At 57.0% G+C, this 21,205-nt stretch carries 18 protein-coding genes; 13 read left to right on the plus strand and 5 right to left on the minus strand.

Features of this window, described 5'->3' with window-relative positions:
* Positions 1-23 precede the first annotated feature (23 nt).
* Entirely contained in the window at positions 24-530 is a 507-nt protein-coding gene (gene tadA, locus ACOTZC_RS11195) for a tRNA adenosine(34) deaminase TadA (protein ID WP_045399585.1), read from the plus strand.
* Here the strand turns inward: tadA and mltF are convergent.
* Positions 418-1,968: a membrane-bound lytic murein transglycosylase MltF gene (mltF, locus tag ACOTZC_RS11200; protein ID WP_045399587.1), complete on the minus strand. Its 1,551-nt coding sequence runs from the start codon at positions 1,966-1,968 to the stop codon at positions 418-420. The genes tadA and mltF overlap by 113 nt on opposite strands.
* A 267-nt stretch (positions 1,969-2,235) precedes the next feature.
* Between mltF and purL the strand changes: the two genes are divergently transcribed.
* From purL to glnB, 5 genes are all read left to right on the plus strand, one after another.
* On the plus strand, positions 2,236-6,123 hold the full coding sequence (gene purL / locus ACOTZC_RS11205) for a phosphoribosylformylglycinamidine synthase (RefSeq protein WP_421635771.1): 3,888 nt from the start codon (positions 2,236-2,238) through the stop codon (positions 6,121-6,123).
* A gap of 534 nt (positions 6,124-6,657) precedes the next feature.
* A complete protein-coding gene (gene qseE, locus ACOTZC_RS11210) occupies positions 6,658-8,085 on the plus strand; it encodes a two component system sensor histidine kinase QseE/GlrK (protein ID WP_045355302.1) in 1,428 nt (475 codons plus the stop codon).
* Position 8,086: 1 nt separating this feature from the next.
* Positions 8,087-8,824: a two-component system QseEF-associated lipoprotein QseG gene (gene qseG / locus ACOTZC_RS11215; RefSeq protein WP_023308836.1), complete on the plus strand. Its 738-nt coding sequence runs from the start codon at positions 8,087-8,089 to the stop codon at positions 8,822-8,824.
* The gene (gene glrR / locus ACOTZC_RS11220; protein ID WP_023308835.1) at positions 8,811-10,148 is read left to right on the plus strand and encodes a two-component system response regulator GlrR; all 1,338 of its coding nucleotides are present in this window, start codon (positions 8,811-8,813) and stop codon (positions 10,146-10,148) included. Before qseG ends, glrR begins: the two co-directional genes overlap by 14 nt.
* 65 nt (positions 10,149-10,213) lie before the next feature.
* Positions 10,214-10,552 carry a nitrogen regulatory protein P-II gene (gene glnB, locus ACOTZC_RS11225; RefSeq protein ID WP_003860685.1) on the plus strand — a complete coding sequence of 113 codons (339 nt, stop codon included), beginning with the start codon at positions 10,214-10,216 and terminating at the stop codon, positions 10,550-10,552.
* Between the two features lie 79 nt (positions 10,553-10,631).
* On the opposite strand, the gene hmpA is transcribed toward glnB, so the two are convergent.
* On the minus strand, positions 10,632-11,822 hold the full coding sequence (gene hmpA, locus ACOTZC_RS11230) for an NO-inducible flavohemoprotein (RefSeq protein WP_023308834.1): 1,191 nt from the start codon (positions 11,820-11,822) through the stop codon (positions 10,632-10,634).
* A gap of 304 nt (positions 11,823-12,126) precedes the next feature.
* Here hmpA and glyA point away from each other — a divergent pair, with 304 nt between their 5' ends.
* Positions 12,127-13,380 carry a serine hydroxymethyltransferase gene (gene glyA / locus ACOTZC_RS11235; RefSeq protein WP_008502165.1) on the plus strand — a complete coding sequence of 418 codons (1,254 nt, stop codon included), beginning with the start codon at positions 12,127-12,129 and terminating at the stop codon, positions 13,378-13,380.
* Between the two features lie 53 nt (positions 13,381-13,433).
* On the opposite strand, the gene ACOTZC_RS11240 is transcribed toward glyA, so the two are convergent.
* Positions 13,434-13,856 (minus strand): DoxX family protein, encoded by a 423-nt coding sequence (locus tag ACOTZC_RS11240; RefSeq protein WP_032667909.1) that lies wholly within the window; start codon positions 13,854-13,856, stop codon positions 13,434-13,436.
* A 149-nt stretch (positions 13,857-14,005) separates the two neighbouring features.
* Here ACOTZC_RS11240 and ACOTZC_RS11245 point away from each other — a divergent pair, with 149 nt between their 5' ends.
* Together ACOTZC_RS11245 and ACOTZC_RS11250 are read left to right on the plus strand one after the other, a co-directional pair.
* Positions 14,006-14,497 carry a DUF2569 domain-containing protein gene (locus ACOTZC_RS11245; protein WP_045399594.1) on the plus strand — a complete coding sequence of 164 codons (492 nt, stop codon included), beginning with the start codon at positions 14,006-14,008 and terminating at the stop codon, positions 14,495-14,497.
* A 116-nt stretch (positions 14,498-14,613) separates the two neighbouring features.
* Positions 14,614-15,759, plus strand: coding sequence for a 3-phenylpropionate MFS transporter (locus tag ACOTZC_RS11250; RefSeq protein WP_045399597.1), 1,146 nt, complete (start codon positions 14,614-14,616; stop codon positions 15,757-15,759).
* Here ACOTZC_RS11250 and csiE read toward each other — a convergent pair.
* Positions 15,754-17,031 (minus strand): stationary phase inducible protein CsiE, encoded by a 1,278-nt coding sequence (gene csiE, locus ACOTZC_RS11255; RefSeq protein WP_045399600.1) that lies wholly within the window; start codon positions 17,029-17,031, stop codon positions 15,754-15,756. The genes ACOTZC_RS11250 and csiE overlap by 6 nt on opposite strands.
* Positions 17,032-17,156: 125 nt before the next feature.
* On the opposite strand from csiE, the gene ACOTZC_RS11260 reads away from it, so the two are divergent.
* Together ACOTZC_RS11260 and ACOTZC_RS11265 are read left to right on the plus strand one after the other, a co-directional pair.
* Positions 17,157-17,795 carry a DUF1007 family protein gene (locus ACOTZC_RS11260; RefSeq protein WP_126303536.1) on the plus strand — a complete coding sequence of 213 codons (639 nt, stop codon included), beginning with the start codon at positions 17,157-17,159 and terminating at the stop codon, positions 17,793-17,795.
* Positions 17,786-18,766 (plus strand): nickel/cobalt transporter, encoded by a 981-nt coding sequence (locus tag ACOTZC_RS11265; protein ID WP_126303535.1) that lies wholly within the window; start codon positions 17,786-17,788, stop codon positions 18,764-18,766. The genes ACOTZC_RS11260 and ACOTZC_RS11265 overlap by 10 nt, the downstream gene beginning before the upstream one ends.
* Positions 18,767-18,825: 59 nt before the next feature.
* On the opposite strand, the gene suhB is transcribed toward ACOTZC_RS11265, so the two are convergent.
* A complete protein-coding gene (gene suhB, locus ACOTZC_RS11270; RefSeq protein ID WP_023308828.1) occupies positions 18,826-19,629 on the minus strand; it encodes an inositol-1-monophosphatase in 804 nt (267 codons plus the stop codon).
* A gap of 131 nt (positions 19,630-19,760) precedes the next feature.
* Here suhB and trmJ point away from each other — a divergent pair, with 131 nt between their 5' ends.
* A complete protein-coding gene (gene trmJ, locus ACOTZC_RS11275) occupies positions 19,761-20,486 on the plus strand; it encodes a tRNA (cytosine(32)/uridine(32)-2'-O)-methyltransferase TrmJ (RefSeq protein WP_111965142.1) in 726 nt (241 codons plus the stop codon).
* A gap of 216 nt (positions 20,487-20,702) precedes the next feature.
* Positions 20,703-21,194: a Fe-S cluster assembly transcriptional regulator IscR gene (iscR, locus tag ACOTZC_RS11280; protein ID WP_045399615.1), complete on the plus strand. Its 492-nt coding sequence runs from the start codon at positions 20,703-20,705 to the stop codon at positions 21,192-21,194.
* Positions 21,195-21,205 lie beyond the last annotated feature (11 nt).

Consider the following 21,205-nt stretch of genomic DNA (forward strand, 5'->3'; position numbering starts at 1 on the left):
GCTTTTCGACTGGAGTATCGCCTTTGTCCAACCCTGTACACAATCATGAATACTGGATGCGCCACGCGCTGACGCTGGCTCAACGCGCCTGGGACGAGGGCGAAGTGCCCGTGGGCGCGGTGCTGGTCCATAACAATCAGGTGATTGGCGAAGGGTGGAACCGGCCTATTGGTCGCCACGATCCTACCGCGCATGCCGAAATTATGGCGCTTCGCCAGGGCGGTCTGGTGCTGCAAAACTATCGTCTGCTTGATACCACGCTGTATGTGACGCTGGAGCCGTGCGTGATGTGCTCCGGCGCGATGGTGCACAGCCGGATCGGGACGTTGGTTTTCGGCGCGCGGGATGAAAAAACCGGTGCGGCCGGTTCGCTGATGGACGTGCTGGGTCACCCTGGTATGAACCACCAGGTGAAGACTATCGGTGGGGTGCTTGCACCAGAGTGTTCGGGGCTATTAAGCGATTTCTTTCGAATGCGCCGTCAGCAGAAAAAGCAGCAAAAGGCAGAATTGAAGCTGTCGGACGATTAAGCTCGTCCGGCGCCACGACCGGGTAACTTTGAGCCAGCTGTTTGGCCTCCGTCGCCTCTTTCTCTTTCTCCAGCAGATACCCGACCAGGCTAATCTGATATTTACGGATATTTTCCACGTAGGCGTAGGCTTCATGCCCGCGCGCGTAGCCGTATGTCAGCTTGTTATACCATGGCTTTTGGCTCAGCAGCGGCAGGCGCTGCTTAACGTCTGACCAGCTGTCCGGGTTACCTTTCGTTTTGGCCGTCAACGCTCGCGCATCAAGCATATGCGCGTAGCCCATATTGTAGGCCGCCAGCGCAAACCAGATCCGCTCTTCTTCCGGCACCGTTTCCGGTACTTTGGCCATCATATCCTGCAGGTAGCGCGCACCGCCGCTGATGCTCTGTTCGGCATCGGTACGGTCATTGACGCCAAGGCTCAGCGCGGTATTTTTGGTTAACATCATCAAACCGCGTACCCCCGTGGGCGACGTGGCCTGGGTATCCCAGTGGGATTCCTGATACGAAATAGCCGCCAGCAGCTTCCAGTCAATCTCCTGGGCGTATTTTTCGAACAGCGGCTGCAGATCCGGCAGGACGCTGTCTACTGCTCGCAGGAAGCTGCGGGTATCAACGTAGTCAAAGTCATCGCCGTGCCCGAGGTACTTCTCTTCGAGACGCGCCAGGGTACCGTCTTCATTGATGGTGTTGAAGAAATCAAGCATCGCGGCAGAGAAGGTCTGATCGTCATCAAGCTGGCTAAACCAGGTCACGGGCTGCTCGTCGGTGACGTCCAGCGCCACGGCGATTTCAGGATGCACCCGCTGGAACAGGCTGATCGCGACCGAATCGGCGATGGTGTAGGACACCTTCTGATCTTTTACCTGCTCCAGCAGCTCCGTCGTGCCGAGTTTCGGATCCACCGTCCAGCTCAGGTCGGGATATTTCTTCTCCTTGAGCTCCCGCAGATCGTCAATCACCACGTGGCCGGGCGCAATCGTCAGCTGCCGATCGTTAATTGAAGCCAGCGAGCGCGGGCGCAGGCTCCCGACGCGGTAAACCAGCTGCTGAGAAACGGAGTAGTAGGTCGGGCCTGGCTGGTAGTTCTTGCTGCGCTCGCTGTTATACACCAGCCCGGCGGCGAGCATATCGGCATCGTCGTTATCGAGGTCGTCAAACAGCTCGTTGATATTCTGGCGGACGGTGATTTTAAGCTTCACGCCAAGATAGTCGGCGAACTGTTGTGCAAGTTCATAATCCAGACCAATGATTTTGCCGTTGACGTCGCTGTAAATCAGCGGGGAGTTGAGGGTACTGACGCGCAATTCCCCCCGCTCCTGAATGGCGGCGATACGGTTTTCGGCTTTGCCGAACCAGGGGATGGAAGGCCAGAGGGCCACTGCCAGCAGCAACGTTACAATGCCGATGAGCAGATAATTAATCTTTAATTTTTTCAATTAGTTAATTCTCTGCGACGCCGGTTGCCTCAGTTTGCTGTAGCCATGTTAATCATAAGGTTTGCCATTGAATGAGCGGCATTTTGCGTAAACTTACGCCACTTGGCAACCAATTAGAGAGACAGGTCACATCTATTGTTAAATCTCTGTGCAAATTTTATTTCGACGCAAACGGTTTCGTCGGCGCTCAGGATTCTCTATAATGACGCCCGTTTTCCCCCCTTGCGCACACTGTAAGCGCCCCGGCGCTTCGAAGACGAGAGACTTATGATGGAAATTCTGCGTGGTTCGCCTGCACTGTCTGCCTTCCGTATCACTAAACTGCTGGCACGTTTTCAGGCGGCCGACCTTCCGGTAAGCAATATTTACGCTGAGTATGTCCATTTTGCTGACCTGAATGCCCCCCTGAATGCAGAGGAGCGCGTACAGCTGGAACGCCTGCTCAAGTATGGCCCAAGCCTGAGCAGCCATACGCCAACCGGCAAACTGATCCTTGCGACGCCTCGTCCGGGCACCATCTCCCCCTGGTCTTCCAAAGCCACTGACATCGCCCACAACTGTGGCCTGAGCCAGATTAACCGTCTGGAACGCGGCGTGGCGTACTACGTGGAAGCCTCTACCCTGAGCGACGCGCAGTGGCAGGCGGTTGCGGCTGAACTGCACGATCGCATGATGGAGAGCGTATTTGCCTCTCTCGATGACGCGCAGAAGCTTTTCTCTCACCATCAGCCTGCGCCGGTACAGAGCGTAGACCTGCTGGGGCAGGGCCGTCAGGCGCTGATTGACGCCAACCTGCGTCTCGGCCTGGCGCTGGCTGAAGACGAAATTGATTACCTGCAGGATGCGTTTGTTAAGCTCAACCGTAACCCGAACGACATCGAACTCTACATGTTCGCGCAGGCTAACTCTGAGCACTGCCGCCACAAGATTTTCAACGCCGACTGGATTATTGACGGCGAACAGCAGCCGAAGTCGCTGTTCAAAATGATCAAAAACACCATGGAGCAAACCCCTGACCACGTGCTGTCTGCCTATAAGGACAACGCCGCGGTAATGGAAGGTTCCGAGGTGGGCCGCTTCTTCGCCGATCGCGAAGCAGGGCGCTATGACTTCCATCAGGAGCCCGCGCATATCCTGATGAAAGTGGAAACCCACAACCACCCGACGGCGATCTCCCCGTGGCCGGGCGCGGCGACCGGCTCCGGCGGTGAAATCCGTGATGAAGGTGCGACCGGTCGTGGCGCTAAACCCAAAGCGGGTCTGGTCGGTTTCTCCGTCTCTAACCTGCGTATCCCGGGCTTTGAACAGCCGTGGGAAGAAGATTTCGGCAAGCCAGAGCGTATCGTGACCGCGCTGGATATCATGACCGAAGGCCCGCTGGGCGGCGCGGCGTTTAACAACGAATTTGGTCGTCCGGCGCTGAACGGTTACTTCCGCACCTATGAAGAGAAAGTGGACAGCCACAACGGCGAAGAGCTGCGCGGCTACCACAAACCGATCATGCTGGCGGGCGGGATCGGCAACATCCGTGCCGATCACGTGCAGAAAGGCGAGATCGTCGTCGGCGCGAAGCTGATCGTACTGGGCGGCCCGGCGATGAACATCGGCCTGGGCGGCGGGGCGGCCTCTTCTATGGCCTCCGGCCAGTCTGATGCGGATCTCGACTTCGCCTCCGTGCAGCGCGACAACCCTGAGATGGAGCGCCGCTGCCAGGAAGTGATCGACCGCTGCTGGCAACTGGGCGACGCTAACCCGATCCTCTTCATTCACGACGTGGGCGCGGGCGGCCTGTCCAACGCCATGCCGGAGCTGGTAAGCGACGGCGGCCGCGGCGGGCGTTTCAACCTGCGCGATATCCTGAGCGATGAGCCGGGCATGAGCCCGCTGGAAATCTGGTGTAACGAATCCCAGGAGCGTTACGTGCTGGCGGTTGCTGCCGACCAGCTGCCGCTGTTTGACGAGCTGTGCCGCCGCGAGCGCGCGCCGTATGCCGTCATCGGTGAAGCGACCGAAGAGCAGCACCTTTCCTTAAGCGACACCCACTTTGACAACCAGCCAATCGATCTGCCGCTCGACGTTCTGCTCGGTAAAACGCCGAAGATGACCCGCGACGTAACCACCCGTAAAGCGGCGGGCAAAGCGCTGGATCGCCAGGGCATCACCGTGGCAGAAGCGGTCAACCGCGTGCTGCACCTGCCTGCTGTGGCAGAGAAAACCTTCCTGGTTACCATCGGCGACCGCACCGTGACCGGTATGGTATCGCGCGATCAGATGGTCGGCCCGTGGCAGATCCCTGTCGCTAACTGCGCCGTGACCACCGCGAGCCTCGACAGCTACTACGGCGAAGCGATGGCTCTCGGCGAACGTACCCCGGTGGCGCTGCTGGACTTCGCTGCTTCTGCCCGTCTGGCGGTCGGTGAAGCGCTGACCAACATCGCCGCGACGCAGATTGGCGATATCAAACGTATCAAGCTCTCCGCCAACTGGATGGCCGCTGCCGGCCACCCTGGCGAAGATGCTGGCCTGTATGAAGCCGTGAAAGCGGTGGGCGAGGAGCTGTGTCCTGCCCTCGGCCTGACCATTCCGGTGGGCAAAGACTCCATGTCGATGAAAACCCGCTGGCAGGAAGGCAGCGAGCAGCGCGAGATGACCTCTCCGCTGTCGCTGGTCATCACCGCGTTTGCCCGCGTGGAAGACGTGCGTCACACCGTTACGCCGCAGCTTGCGACCGAAGACAACGCCCTGCTGCTGATTGACCTGGGTAAAGGCCACAACGCGCTGGGTGCCACCGCGCTGGCGCAGGTTTACCGCCAGCTCGGCGATAAGCCAGCCGACGTGCGTGACGTGGCCCAGCTGAAAGGCTTCTACGACGCGATTCAGGCGCTGGTGGCGCAGCGTAAGCTGCTGGCCTACCACGACCGTTCCGACGGCGGCCTGCTGGTGACCCTGGCAGAGATGGCCTTCACCGGCCACTGTGGCGTGGAAGCGAACATTGCGACGCTGGGCGAAGACCGTCTGGCGGCGCTGTTCAACGAAGAGCTGGGCGCCGTGATTCAGGTGCGCGCGGCGGATCGCGACGCGGTTGAAGCGATTCTGGCGAAGCACGGTCTGGCAGACTGCGTGCACTATCTGGGTAAAGCCGTTCAGGGCGACCGCTTCGTGATTGAAGCAGACGGTCACGCGGTATTCAGCGAAAGCCGCACCACGCTGCGCATGTGGTGGGCGGAAACCACCTGGCAGATGCAGCGCCTGCGTGATAACCCGGAATGTGCCGATCAGGAGCATAACGCGAAAGCGAATGACCAGGATCCAGGCCTGAACGTGAAGCTCTCCTTCGACATTAACGAAGATATCGCTGCGCCGTACATTGCGACCGGCGCGCGTCCAAAAGTGGCCGTGCTGCGCGAGCAGGGCGTCAACTCCCACGTTGAGATGGCGGCTGCCTTCCACCGCGCGGGCTTTGACGCTATCGACGTCCACATGAGCGACCTGCTGGCCGGACGTACCGGTCTGGAATATTTCCAGGCGTTGGTGGCGTGCGGCGGCTTCTCCTACGGCGACGTGCTGGGCGCGGGCGAAGGCTGGGCGAAGTCCATCCTGTTCAACAGCCGCGTGCGCGACGAGTTCGAAACCTTCTTCCACCGTCCGCAGACCCTGGCGCTGGGCGTGTGTAACGGCTGCCAGATGATGTCTAACCTGCGCGAGCTGATCCCGGGCAGCGAAGCCTGGCCGCGCTTTGTGCGCAACCAGTCTGACCGCTTCGAGGCGCGCTTCAGCCTGGTGGAAGTGACCCAAAGCCCGTCTCTGCTGCTGCAGGGAATGGTCGGTTCTCAGATGCCAATCGCCGTTTCCCACGGTGAAGGTCAGGTAGAAGTACGTGATGCTGCGCATCTGGCTCAGCTGGAGAGCAAAGGCCTGGTGGCGCTGCGCTTTGTCGATAACTTCGGCAAGGTGACTGAAACTTACCCGGCTAACCCGAACGGCTCCGCCAACGGTATTACGGCGGTGACCAGCGAAAGCGGTCGCGCGACCATCATGATGCCGCACCCGGAACGCGTATTCCGTACCGTGAGCAACTCCTGGCACCCGGACAACTGGGGCGAGGACAGCCCGTGGATGCGTATCTTCCGCAACGCGCGTAAGCAGTTGGGTTAAGTTTTAGCCACACACCCTTCCAGGCCCGGTAAGCGAAAGCTCCACCGGGCTTTTTTATTTGTGTCGCAATTACGCGACAGACCCGTAATCCAACTGTCTCCAAAAGGCGACATTTAACTCATTGATTTATATGTGGCAGTAAAGGTTCCCGTTAAGGTGTTGCTTAACAGCGACACTTAGCCTGGAAATCATTCAACCGATAATTAACAGGCTAAACGAGTAAAACTCATATATTTCAAACTGTTAATATTTTGTTTTGCATTCTGGCATGGGTGTTGCATAATATTAACCAGTGGCTCATTCACCTTCTTATGTCAGCCCCTTCGGGACGCGCTACATAAACTTCGAATGACGCACAAAAAGGTGCCTGCCGTCCAACTACTGATCATAGCGATGCTTTATCAGGCCAGGGCGAAACGTCGAGTTAGGCACCGCCTCATTCCATGACAAAGCCGGGTTTTTACCCGGCTTTGTTGTATCTGAAGGGCAGACTCAGTTACGCTCTGCGTAAATCCCCATAAAGAGAGTAATGCGTTGAAACGCTGGCCCGTTTTCCCCCGCTCCCTGCGGCAGCTCGTCATGATGGCCTTCCTGCTGATCCTGCTGCCGCTGCTGATCCTTGCCTGGCAGGCGTGGCAAAGCCTGAACGCACTGAGCGCGCAGGCGGCTTTGACCAACCGCACGACGCTCATCGACGCCAGACGCAGTGAAGCAATGACCAACGCCGCGCTGGAGATGGAGCGTAGCTATCGTCAGTATTGCGTGCTTGACGATCGGACGCTGGAAAAGGTTTATCAGAGTCAGCGTAAACGCTACAGCGAAATGCTGGACGCTCACGCGGGGGTCTTGCCTGATGACAAGCTGTATCAGGCGTTACGTCAGGATTTGAACGATCTCGCGCAGCTGCAGTGCAGCAACAGCGGCCCGGATGCCGCCGCCGCCGCGCGCCTCGAAGCATTTGCCAGCGCCAACACCGAGATGGTGCAGTCAACGCGCGCGGTGATTTTCTCTCGCGGCCAGCAGCTCCAGCAGGAGATTGCCGAGCGTGGCCAGTTCTTCGGCTGGCAGGCGCTGGTGCTGTTCCTGGTGAGCCTGGGGCTGGTTCTGCTCTTTACCCGCATGATCATCGGCCCGGTGAAGGGCATTCAGCGTATGATCAACCGTCTGGGGGAGGGGAAATCGCTCGGGGATACGGTAGCCTTTAAAGGTCCCCGCGAGCTGCGATCCGTAGGCCAGCGCATTATCTGGCTGTCCGAGCGCCTGGCGTGGCTCGAATCACAGCGCCATCAGTTCCTGCGCCATATCTCCCATGAGCTTAAAACGCCGCTGGCCAGCATGCGCGAAGGGACGGAACTGCTGGCGGACGAAGTAGCCGGGCCCCTTACGCCAGAACAGAAAGAAATTGTCGAGATCCTGGATAACAGCAGCCGCAATCTGCAAAAGCTGATTGAGCAACTTCTGGATTACAACCGCAAGCTGGCTGACGGGGCGGTCGTACTGGAAAACGTTGAAATTGAGCCGCTGGTGGATATGGTGATCTCCGCCCACAGCTTGCCAGCAAGAGCTAAAATGATGCATACCGGCGTTGAGCTGAATGCGCCTGCGTGCCTGGCTGAACCCATGTTGCTGATGAGCGTTCTGGATAATCTTTACTCCAATGCGGTGCACTATGGTACTGAATCCGGTAACATTTATATCCGAAGTAATACGAATGGTTCACGGGTGTTTATTGACGTCGCAAACACCGGCACCCCGATCCCCGATGACGAAAAAACCATGATCTTCGAACCCTTTTTCCAGGGGAGTCATCAGCGGAAAGGCGCGGTTAAAGGAAGCGGGCTGGGCTTGAGCATCGCCCGGGACTGCATACGACGCATGCAGGGTGAGCTAAACATTGCCGCGGACGAACGTTCAGACGTTTGCTTCCGTATCGAACTGCCCGTGAGCCGGAAAAATCAATAAAATGAATCTATGTCTGGTGAGTATGTCACACGTCTTTTTCCGCGCCGTACGCGCGGTGTTTTCCTGCAACACGCTTCGCCTGAGCCTGCCCTGTTTATTTCTGGCAGGGTGTGTTTCCCATGCGCCACAAAGTGCAATTAGCGATAAACAAGAAGATAAATGGCCCGATAACCAGCTGGCAGATTTCCTCTCAACCCGCTGCGACGACATCTGGAACCTGTCAGGACATGACGTTGAAAGCAACCCGCTGTTCTGGCTGCGAGGAATAGATTGCGCCCAGCGTCTTGCGCCGGTAGACGCCCGCTCGAAGGCGGCGATGCTGGATGACGACACCTGGCAGGACGCTTTCAAGCGCGGAATTTTACTCGCAGATGCGAAAATCACCCCCGTTGAACGCCGCGTCAATGTCACCCGGCTGGACACGTTTGTAGTCAATCTTCCTGTGCAGGTACGCCCGGTATACCAGCTCTGGCGCGATGGACAGACATTACAGCTTCAGCTTTCTGAAGAGCGCTCCCGCTACAGCAAGCTGCAGCAGTCAACCGACAGCGAGCTTGATACGCTGCGTCAACAGCAGCAACATTTACGTACGCAGCTGGATACCACGACGCGCAAGCTGGAAAACCTGACGGATATCGAAAGGCAGCTCTCGTCGCGTAAATATCAGCCGGGGAGTTCATCCGCTGCACCGGACAGCGATACGCCGAAACAAGAGGATGTGAAGCATGACGAGCCGTAAACCTGCCCATCTTTTACTGGTGGATGACGATCCCGGACTGTTAAAGCTGCTGGGGATGCGTCTGGTGAGCGAAGGCTACAGCGTCGTCACCGCTGAAAGCGGGCTGGAAGGACTGAAGATCCTCAGCCGCGAGAAAATCGATCTGGTGATAAGCGACCTGCGGATGGACGAAATGGATGGTCTGCAGCTGTTCGCGGAGATCCAGAAGCAGCAGCCGGGTATGCCCGTGATTATCCTGACGGCGCACGGGTCGATCCCGGATGCGGTTGCCGCGACGCAGCAGGGGGTCTTCAGCTTCCTGACCAAGCCGGTGGACAAAGACGCGCTTTATAAGGCTATCGACAGCGCGCTGGAACACGCCGCCCCGGCGGGGGATGAAGCGTGGCGGGAGTCCATCGTCACCCGCAGCCCCATTATGCTGCGTCTGCTTGAACAGGCCCGGATGGTGGCGCAGTCCGACGTCAGCGTGCTCATCAACGGCCAGAGCGGAACCGGGAAAGAGATCCTGGCGCAGGCGATCCATAACGCCAGCCCGCGCAGTAAAAACGCCTTTATCGCCATTAACTGCGGCGCGCTTCCAGAACAGCTGCTCGAATCTGAACTGTTTGGTCACGCCCGCGGCGCATTCACCGGCGCGGTGAGCAGCCGGGAAGGGCTGTTCCAGGCCGCGGAAGGGGGCACGCTGTTCCTGGACGAGATTGGCGACATGCCCGCGCCGCTGCAGGTCAAACTGCTGCGCGTATTGCAGGAGCGAAAAGTTCGCCCGCTGGGCAGCAATCGCGACATTGATATTAACGTACGCATTATTTCCGCTACCCACCGCGACTTGCCAAAAGTGATGGCCCGCAACGAGTTTCGCGAAGATCTCTACTACCGTCTGAACGTGGTGAATCTGAAGATCCCGGCGCTGGCGGAGCGTGCGGAAGACATTCCGCTGCTGGCGAACCATCTTTTGCGCCAGGCGGCCGATCGCCATAAACCATTCGTGCGCGCGTTTTCCACCGACGCGATGAAGCGGCTGATGGCCGCAGGCTGGCCGGGTAACGTGCGCCAGCTGGTGAACGTGATTGAGCAGTGCGTGGCGCTGACCTCCTCACCGGTGATCAGCGATGCGCTGGTGGAGCAGGCGCTGGAAGGGGAAAACACGGCCCTGCCGACGTTTGCGGAAGCGCGGAATCAGTTTGAGCTGAACTATCTGCGTAAGCTATTGCAGATCACCAAAGGCAACGTGACCCACGCGGCGCGCATGGCCGGACGCAACCGCACCGAGTTCTACAAGCTGCTGTCGCGCCACGAGCTGGAAGCAAACGATTTTAAAGAGTAATGCCGTATGGTACTGTGAGCAATCGATTACGAGGCAGCTTACAGGCAAGAGTTTAAGGACCCACCATGAAAAAGATTGATGCGATTATTAAACCTTTCAAACTGGATGACGTGCGTGAAGCGCTGGCGGAAGTCGGCATCACCGGGATGACCGTGACGGAAGTGAAAGGTTTTGGTCGTCAGAAGGGCCACACCGAGCTTTACCGTGGCGCAGAGTACATGGTCGACTTTCTGCCGAAAGTAAAAATTGAAATCGTGGTCAGCGACGATATCGTCGATACCTGCGTGGATACCATTATCCGCACGGCGCAGACGGGCAAAATCGGCGACGGTAAAATCTTCGTCTTTGACGTGGCGCGCGTGATCCGTATTCGTACCGGCGAAGAAGACGACGCCGCGATTTAACAATGCCAACGGTTTTGTAGGCCGGGTAAGGTGCAACCACCCGGCGAAAAAAAAGCCCCTCGAACGAGGGGCTTTTTCATTACAGCACCTTATGGGGCCCGAAACATTCATAATGAATGTTGTCTTTGTTCACACCCAGCTCCACCAGCTGCTTCGCGGCATACTGCATAAACGCCACCGGCCCGCAGACGTAGAACTGCATGTCCGGCGCGCTAAACGCCCCTTCCATCAGGCTTAAATTCATCAGACCTTCGCTGTCAAATCGTGCGGCCGCGCGGTCTGCATCCGTCGGCAGGCGATACCAGGTGTGCGCGGTGAAGCGCGGCAGGGACGCCCCGAGCGTTTTCACTTCATCAGCAAAGGCGTGCACGTCACCGTTTTCCGCAGCGTGGAACCAGTTGACCTGCGCACCGTGGTTGGCTTTCGCCAGCGTATCAAGCATCGCCAGCATTGGCGTTTGGCCTACGCCCGCAGAGATCAGCGTAACCGGGGTATTCGCTTCAACGGCCATGAAGAAATCGCCCGCCGGCGCGGCCAGATGAACCACGTCGCCCACGTTAGCTTCGCTGTGAAGCCAGTTGGATACCTGACCGCCGTCCTCACGCTTCACCGCAATGCGGTAGCCTTTGCCGTTTGGCTTGCGGGTAAGAGAATACTGGCGGATCTCCTGATGCGGGAAACCTTCAGGCTTCAGCCACACGCCCAGATACTGGCCCGGCTGGTAATCGGCAACCGGCTGTCCGTCCACTGGCTCAAATTCAAAGCTGGTAATCAGCGCGCTGCGCGGCGTTTTCTCAACGATGCGGAAGGCGCGCGTGCCTTCCCAGCCGCCGTTCTTGCTGGCATTTTCGCTGTAGATCTGCGCTTCGCGGTTGATAAACACGTTTGCCAGCACGCCGTAGGCTTTCCCCCACGCGTCCAGCACCTCCTGGCCCGGGCTGAACATCTCGTCCAGCGTTGCCAGCAGGTGGCCACCCACAATGTTGTACTGCTCGGGCTGGATCTGGAAGCTGGTGTGCTTCTGCGCGATTTTTTCCACCGCGGGCAGCAGTGCCGCCAGGTTTTCAATATTGCTGGCGTAGGCCGCGATGGCGTTGAAAAGCGCTTCGCGCTGATCGCCGTTACGCTGGTTGCTCATGTTGAAAATTTCCTTGAGCTCCGGGTTGTGCGTGAACATGCGATCGTAGAAATGGGCGGTGAGTTTAGGGCCGGTTTCCACCAGCAGGGGAATGGTGGCTTTAACGGTAGCGATGGTTTGAGCGTCGAGCATGAGCGCATCCTTCTGATGTGACTTTAATGATGTATTTTAAATGCATCTTATAAAAAATACCCCTGCGTTGTAAATGGTTCTTTGCAAGATGAAAAATATGCATCACAAACCTGAAAAGAAATCCGCTGGAAAGAGCGAGAGCTTTATTCCTCAAACCCTTGCGTGGCGGGTAGGAAAACGTTTGCGTAAAATCGTTTGTCAAGACCTGTTATCACAGAACTAATCAGTTATACTGTTGCCCGTCGTCCAACAGGACTGCCTTTTCAGGCCAAAATTTACTTGTTAGCTGAGTCAGGAGATGCGGATGTTAAAGCGTGAAATGAACATTGCCGATTATGATGCCGAACTGTGGCAGGCTATGGAGCAGGAAAAAGTACGTCAGGAAGAGCACATCGAACTGATCGCCTCCGAAAACTACACCAGCCCGCGCGTTATGCAGGCGCAGGGTTCTCAGCTGACCAACAAATACGCTGAAGGTTACCCGGGCAAACGCTATTACGGCGGTTGCGAGTACGTTGATATCGTTGAGCAGCTGGCTATCGACCGTGCGAAAGAACTTTTTGGCGCTGACTACGCAAACGTGCAGCCGCACTCTGGCTCTCAGGCTAACTTCGCGGTCTACACCGCGCTGCTGCAGCCGGGCGATACCGTTCTGGGTATGAACCTGGCGCAGGGCGGCCACCTGACTCACGGCTCCCCGGTTAACTTCTCCGGCAAACTTTACAACATCATCCCTTACGGTATTGATGAGTCCGGTAAAATTGACTACGAAGACATGGCGAAGCAGGCTAAAGAGCACAAGCCGAAGATGATCATCGGTGGCTTCTCTGCTTACTCCGGTATCGTTGACTGGGCAAAAATGCGTGAAATCGCAGACAGCATCGGTGCTTACCTGTTCGTTGACATGGCGCACGTTGCGGGTCTGATTGCCGCAGGCGTTTACCCGAACCCGGTTCCACACGCTCACGTTGTGACCACCACCACCCACAAAACCCTGGCGGGTCCACGCGGTGGCCTGATCCTGGCGAAAGGCGGTGACGAAGAGCTGTACAAAAAACTGAACTCCGCTGTATTCCCAAGCGCGCAGGGTGGCCCGCTGATGCACGTTATCGCGGCAAAAGCGGTAGCGCTGAAAGAAGCGATGGAGCCAGAGTTCAAGGTTTACCAGCAGCAGGTTGCTAAGAACGCCAAAGCGATGGTGGAAGTGTTCCTGAACCGTGGCTACAAAGTGGTATCCGGCGGTACTGAAAACCACCTGTTCCTGTTGGATCTGGTTGATAAAAACCTGACCGGTAAAGAAGCTGACGCTGCCCTGGGCCGCGCCAACATCACCGTGAACAAAAACAGCGTGCCAAACGATCCTAAGAGCCCGTTCGTGACCTCCGGTATCCGTATCGGTTCTCCGGCCGTAACTCGCCGCGGCTTTAAAGAAGCGGAAGTGAAAGAGTTGGCTGGCTGGATGTGTGACGTTCTGGACAACATCAATGACGAAGCGGTTATCGAGCGCGTCAAAGGTAAAGTTCTGGATATCTGCGCACGCTTCCCGGTTTACGCATAATTCCTCTGCCTGGCAGAAATAAAAAAGGCCGCGCTTGCGGCCTTTTTTATGGCTTAACGCCGGTCGAGGGAAATGGCTCCAGGTCCGACAATCGCCAGCAAAATAAAGGCGCCAGCAATACTGACGTTCTTATAGAAGTTAATCATATTCGGCACGACCGCATCACCGGTCATATCCCAGTAGTGGTGCCCAATCACCGCGGTTCCGAGGGTATAGAATACAAACAGTACCGCGAGAGGACGGGTGAAAAAGCCCAGGACGATCAGGATAGCGGCAGGCACTTCCATTACCACCGCAATAATGGCCGCCAGCATGGGCATCGGCGCACCCAGCGAGGTCATATATTGCACGGTGCCGCTAAACCCCGTCAGTTTTGGATAACCAAAGATAATAAACAGCACGACAAGCGCGATGCGGCCAATCAGCAGCAGCAGGTGACGTGACTGACCGAAATCTAAATAACGTAGAGTGTTCATAGCTGGCTCATTTTTCAGGGGACCCAATCTAAAATTAATACACAAATCCATAGTCTTCCATTCAGCTTTTCTTCATAAATCAGGCGTTCGCGTGATGTTAAATTCAGACTTCGTGTAAAATTGTCTCTTTTCTTTGGCAAGGGAAATTTATGCAGTGCATATCATGTCAGCAAGAAGAGGCAAATAAAGAATCCGGGCTGTGTAATCAGTGTGAGCGTGTAGACGAAAAGAAAATTAACGGGCTGCTTTATCTCCCGGCGGCGGGCCTGATGATTAACCTCATCATGACGCCTATTGGAGCATGGAATTACTTTGCGGCGATGTTCCACTTTTTCCAGTCAGGGGGAATTAACCTGTTTGGGGCCGTGGGTATCGCGGTAATGATAATTGATGTGGCACTGACCGCGGCCGCAGGCTGGTATTTTTTTAAAAGAAAGTCGGGTATCCGTAAGATCATCATTCCCTACTATTTAATGGGCGTTGTCTTTATGCTCTATTTTGTGGGCATACCAGCCTGGCTCTTCGACGCAAGGCTGGATACGGCTGATATTCGCAATGCGCTTTCCTCCATTGTTGGCGCATCGATCTGGATCCCCTACTTCCTGGTTTCCAAACGCATTAATCAGGTCTTTGTACGCTAGACGTTTCGCAGGGCCGTCATGGCCCTGTAAAATATGCGTGTTATTCACTTGTTAATAGTTGCTTGCGCAGGCTTTGATTTAACGCCAGACTATGGCCTCGATTTCGGGAGGGATTCATGGTCTTGCATTCCACGCGCTGGCTGGCGCTCAGTTATTTCACCTATTTCTTTAGCTACGGTATTTTTCTGCCCTTCTGGAGCGTCTGGCTCAAGGGTATCGGCCTGACTCCTGAGACTATCGGTGTCCTGCTGGGGGCCGGGCTGGTAGCGCGTTTCCTCGGCAGCCTGCTAATTGCCCCGCGCGTCAGCGATCCCTCCTTGCTGATCAAGGCCGTGCGTATTCTTGCTCTGCTGACGCTGGTCTTTGTTGCCTGCTTCTGGGTCAGCCACCAGTTTGCCTGGCTGATGGTGGTGATGGTCGGCTTTAACCTGTTCTTCTCACCGCTGGTACCGCTAACGGATGCCCTGGCGAACACCTGGCAAAAGCAGATCACCATGGACTATGGCCGCGTGCGCCTGTGGGGCTCTATTGCCTTTGTGATAGGTTCCGCGCTGGTGGGCAAACTGGTCAGCCTTTACGATTACCGCGCCATTCTCGCCCTGCTGAGTATCGGTATTGCCTCAATGCTGCTGGGCATGCTGCTGCGTCCGTCGGTGATGCCGCAAGGGGAAAGCCGCCATCAGGAGAGCGCAGGCTGGCCCGCCTGGCGGAGCCTGGTGGCCCAGAGCTGGCGTTTTCTGGCGTGTGTCTGTCTGCTTCAGGGGGCGCATGCGGCGTACTATGGCTTCAGCGCCATCTACTGGCAGGGGGCGGGATACTCAGCTTCCGCAGTGGGCTATCTGTGGTCGCTGGGGGTAGTGGCCGAAGTCATTATCTTCGCCCTGAGCAAGAAGCTGTTCCGCCGCTTTGGCGCGCGAGACCTGCTGCTGCTTTCCGCCGTGTGCGGCGTGGCGCGCTGGGGGATTATGGGCTGGACGACCGATCTGCCATGGCTGATAGTGGCGCAAATCCTTCACTGCGGCACCTTTACCGTGTGCCATCTGGCGGCCATGCGCTATATCGCAGCGCGCGAGGGCGGAGACGTTATTCGCCTGCAGGCCGTCTATTCGGCGGTCGCGATGGGGGGCAGTATCGCGATCATGACGGTCTTTGCGGGGTTCCTCTACCAGCATCTGGGGCATGGGGTCTTCTGGGTGATGGCGATGGTCGCCTTACCCGCCATCGTTGTTCGTCCTAAAGTGGCCGCTCGCGCCTCGCTATGATTCCAGCATGGCGCGAATATGTTCTTGCTGCTGCGCGTTCAATGTCTCAACGGCATGTATCAGCGGCGGCGAGAACAGCGGCAGGACGGTAGGGTAGGGGGTGATAACCAGCGCGGCTTCGCGCGGTGCCCCCTCTTTCTGAAAAGCCTGCAGCGTCAGATAGCGAATGTTGAGCGGCAGCAGCGTCAGCTCGCGAAGCTGCTGTTCAATCAGATCCTCGCTGGCTTTATCGTCTCCCGTCAGCAGGATCACCTGTTTTTCGTGCAGATCGGTCTCCTGCATCAGCCAGGCACCGAAAATCACCGCGACAAGACTCATCTCTTCATCTGAAAAACGCAGCCCAAACTCCGCTTCCAGCTCAAACAGCGCTTCCTTTGTGGTGCGTAACAGCCGGGGATAAAGGCGATGGATCTCCTCCGGCAGGCTATTGTCGATGCCGATCTCAAACAGCGAGCGGTCCAGCGCCTGAGCCAGATGGATATACAGCTGATCGGTCAGCCCTTGCTCATCGCTGAAGTTCATCCCGGTCTGCGCGCGAAAACGAGCGACCATGCGCACGATGGCCCGACGCAAGCGCTGATCCTGCTGGTGTTTATCGAGCACCGGATCGGGCGTGCGGAGCATCATAAACAGCAGGGCCAGAAACAGCTGTTCATCCCCGTGCGCACCCTGCGGCACGCGACGTCTCCAGTGACGCACGATCTCCTGGGCCGTAAAATACTCCCCTCTCGACTGGGTCCAGCTGCGCTGAACGTGAGAAAACTGCGGCGTATTCCCGAGCTGGTGCTGAATAAGACAGTATTGCAGATAGAGCTGTAAAAACTGGACGTCGCGGCATTCAAACTGGCGCTGCAGCTTGCGGGAGCAGAAGCCGATCAGCGCCCGCAGGTTCGCATCATCGTAAAGCGGCCGCGCAATGCCGTGTTGTTTAAGCGCGGTTTTTAATGCGGGGGTAAACTGGTGCGAGACAAACTGCGGGCAAAGCCGCAGCGCCCGGCGCAGCCAGTGCAGCAGGCATAAACGCTGATTCAGGGCTGTGCCTTCAATCCGGTAGCTGCCGTCGTGGTGCGTGACGATGTCCAGCCGGTGATAGCGCTGGATTTCATCGCGCGTCTCGGCTATATCTTGCCGTGCCATCGCGTCGTCCACCCCGTTGGCAGCAATTATGCTCTGTGCGGTGACGGCAGCATCGGGCAGGTAAAGCATCAAAAGCACCTGGCAGCGGCGCTGCGAACTGGAAAGCACAGATGGAATTTCAAGCGTCGTCATCATCTGTCGGGTATCCAGTGTGAATGTTTGATAAGAATAGCTAAAGGATGAGCGCTGAAAAGCGCGCCGGCAGGCCTTTCACTCAGGATTGCTGGGGAACATCACAGAATTTTTGACGTGAGGAATTGATGCAAACAGTTAAACAAAGTGCGATGGCGTTATTTTTGGCGGTTATCAGCTTCACCGCCAGCGCACATCCTCACAGTTTTATTGACCTCCAGACCGAGCTGGTTACCGACGGCACGCAGCTGAGCGGCCTGAAGATGCGCTGGACGATGGATGAAATCACCTCGGCCGATCTGCTCTATGATGCGGGAAACGCTAAGCCTGGCGATGAAATCTGGAAAAAGCTGGCGGCGGAAGTGATGGCTAACGTGCTCGGCCAGCACTACTTCACGGAATTCTGGCACAACGGGCAGAAGGTCAAATTTCTGAACCGGCCAACGGAATATGGTATGACGCGTGACGGGCATCAGGCGGTGCTGACGTTTGTGCTTCCGCTGGCGCATCCGCAGCCGCTGGCGGGGCAAACGTACCGCTTTTCTACCTTTGATCCTACCTACTATGTCGACATGCGCTATGACAAAGACGGCGACGTACGGCTACCGGACGCTCTGCAAAAAAACTGCAAAATTGGCGTTCATACCCCGAAGCCCAGCGAAGAGATGCTGAACTTTGCTATCTCGCTTGATAAAGAAGATGCACCCCCTGAGGACATGGAGTTGGGTAAACAGTTCGCGCAGGAGGTGACGTTACAATGTCAGTGATCTCCTCTTCGGTTCGTAAACCGCGCCGCTGGCTGCACCTCTGGCCGCTTGCGCTCTTTCTCCTGCTCGCCGTTTGCGGTTCGCTCTGGCTATGGCAGGCCTGGCCGCAGGTGATGATGAAAAGCATCGTCTGGCAGCGTGAGGTCAACCAGCAGATGAGCGGCCTGCTGAAGGCGGTGGCGGAGAACCCGACCAAAGCGGGCGGATCCCTGCTGGCGTTCAGCTTTATCTATGGCGTTCTGCACGCGCTGGGGCCGGGGCACGGCAAAATCGTGATCGCGACCTGGCTCGCCACCCATCCGTCGAAGCTGAAATCGAGTATCGGGCTGACGCTGGCCTCCTCGCTGCTTCAGGGCAGCGTGGCGATTGCGCTCGTCGTTGTCGTGCTTTCGCTGTTGCAGCTTCCCGCGCGCCAGCTGCACATGAGCAGTTTCTGGCTGGAGAAGGGGAGCTACGCGCTGGTTGGCGTGCTGGGGGTGATCCTCTGCTGGCGGGCGCTGAAAAAGCTGCGCGTGCTGCTGCAAAAACCGAAATTCAAAACATTTACGCCGCACCACGTTCATGATGAACACTGCGGCTGCGGACATCAGCATTTGCCCACGCAGGAACAGTTGCAGAACGGCGACGACTGGCGCGCGCGGCTGATGATTGTTCTCTCGATGGGCATGCGCCCGTGCTCGGGGGCCATCATGGTGCTGCTGTTCAGTAAGGTGATTGGCGTGTTTGGCTGGGGAATGCTCTCTGCGCTGGCGATGGCGGCAGGAACGTCTCTCACCATTTCGTCTTTAGCGCTGCTGGTTCACAGCTTCCGTCAGCTGGCGGTCAAACTGAGCGGCAATAAAACGCCGGTGCTGTGGCGGCAGGTAGGGTGGACAACGCTTGCGCTGGCGGGCGGAGTGATTCTGCTGGTGGCGGCGGTGACGATGTGGATGAGCGCGGTGCCGGTGGGAAGGGGATTGCGGCCTTTCTAGCGTACTGAGGGATTTTGTAGGCCCGGTAAGCGTAGCGCCACCGGGCTTAACTAACTGGATTAACGCTTCAGCGCATCGCTCAGTTCATCACGCATGTTTGCCAGCATGGCTTTAACAACGCGTGGATTACCCGCAACGACGTTACCGGTAGACATATAGTTATGGCCGCCGGTGAAATCACACACGATGGCGCCTGCTTCACGTGCGATCAGCTCGCCCGCAGCAAAGTCCCACGGCTTCAGAGACAGCTCGAAGTAACCGTCAACGCGGCCGGTCGCCACGTAGGCCAGATCCAGCGCGGCAGAACCGGTGCGGCGGAAGTCAGCGCATTCGGTAAACAGTTTGCCCAGGATATTCATATAGGTGGTCGCGTGCTGTTTCGCCTTGAACGGGAAACCGGTCGCCAGGATGGTGCCGTCCAGATCGCGTGCGTTGCTGCAGCGCAGACGGTAGCCGTTCAGCTGTGCGCCCTGACCGCGGGTAGCGGTGAACAGTTCATTACGCATTGGATCGTAAACAACGGCGACTTCAGTACGGCCTTTAATGCGTACTGCGATAGACACAGAGAAGTGTGGCAGGCGTTTAACAAAGTTGGTGGTGCCATCCAGTGGATCGATAACCCATTGAACATCCTGATCGGTACCTTCATGTTCACCGCTTTCTTCGGTGATGATGGTGTGCTGCGGGTAAGATTTGCGGATCGTTTCGATAATAATCGCTTCTGCGGCTTTATCGACGTTAGTCACGAAATCATTGCTGCCTTTCTGGCTGGTTTCTACGGAGTCTGGCGTTTCGTAGTGTTTGGCAATTACATTACCCGCCTTGCGCGCTGCGCGCACGGCGATGGTCAGCATCGGATGCATCGGTCTCTCTCACTGGATGTTAAAGAACAGGAAAATCGGCGCAGAGTATAGCAGTGGGATCGGATTATGTCTCCCGTTTATGATAATATGCCGGAATATTCTTCAGACGCTGAATTCAGACATTAAAAATTATGCTGCAAAACATTCGAATTGTGCTGGTTGAAACATCGCATACCGGCAACATGGGCTCCGTTGCCCGCGCTATGAAAACCATGGGCTTAACGAACCTGTGGCTGGTTAACCCGCTGGTGAAGCCTGACTCTCAGGCGATTGCTCTGGCGGCTGGTGCCAGCGACGTAATCGGCAATGCCCAGATCGTCGATACCCTTGACGAAGCGCTGGCCGGCTGCAGCCTCGTTGTCGGTACCAGCGCGCGTTCACGCACGCTGCCGTGGCCAATGCTCGATCCGCGTGAATGCGGCCTGAAAAGTGTCTCGGAAGCAGCACAGGCACCGGTTGCGCTGGTGTTTGGCCGCGAGCGCGTAGGCCTGACTAACGACGAGCTGCAGAAGTGTCATTATCACGTCGCGATTGCGGCAAACCCGGAGTACAGCTCGCTGAACCTGGCGATGGCGGTGCAGGTTATCGCTTACGAAGTACGAATGGCGTGGCTGGCGACGCAGGAGAAAGAGGTCGAGCCAAAAGAAGAGACGGCTTACCCGCTGGTGGATGACCTTGAGCGCTTCTACGGTCATCTGGAGCAGACGCTGCTCTCAACCGGCTTTATTCGCGAAGGCCACCCGGGGCAGGTGATGAACAAGCTGCGCCGTCTGTTTACCCGCGCGCGTCCGGAAAGTCAGGAGCTGAACATCCTGCGCGGGATTCTTGCGTCGATTGAGCAGAAGAATAAAGAGTAGTGTCGATTTCCTCCTCTCCCTGTGGGAGAAGGGCGGGGTGAGGGCATCAGCCCGCACCTGGGTTATGAAGGCACAGAAGGTTAAATACCTGACTAAAACAGTCAAGTAAATAGTTGACCATTTTAGTCAGGAATGTCAGACTTGGCCCTGCTATGCAATACCCCCATTTTACAATAAAAAACCCCGGGCAGGGGCGAGTTTGAGGTTAAGTAAGACATGAGACTGACATCTAAAGGGCGTTATGCCGTGACCGCGATGCTGGACGTTGCGCTCAACTCCGAAGCGGGCCCGGTTCCGTTGGCTGATATTTCTGAACGACAAGGGATCTCCCTCTCTTACCTGGAACAGCTGTTCTCCAGACTGCGTAAAAATGGACTGGTTTCCAGCGTTCGTGGCCCAGGCGGCGGTTATCTGCTGGGTAAAGACGCGGGCAGTATTGCAGTTGGCGAAGTGATCAGCGCAGTTGACGAATCCGTTGACGCGACCCGTTGCCAGGGTAAAGGCGGCTGTCAGGGCGGCGACAAATGCCTGACCCACGCGCTGTGGCGCGATCTGAGCGACCGTTTGACCGGCTTCCTCAACAACATCACCCTCGGTGAGCTGGTGAATAACCAGGAAGTTCTGGACGTATCGGGCCGTCAGCACGGCCATGATTCCCAACGCAGCACCCGCGCGCAGGACGCTATCGACGTCAAACTGCGCGCGTAATAAAACGATAA

The sequence above is a fragment of the Enterobacter cloacae complex sp. SHL009 genome (genome assembly GCF_049237205.1).
Classification (GTDB): domain Bacteria; phylum Pseudomonadota; class Gammaproteobacteria; order Enterobacterales; family Enterobacteriaceae; genus Enterobacter; species Enterobacter cloacae_M.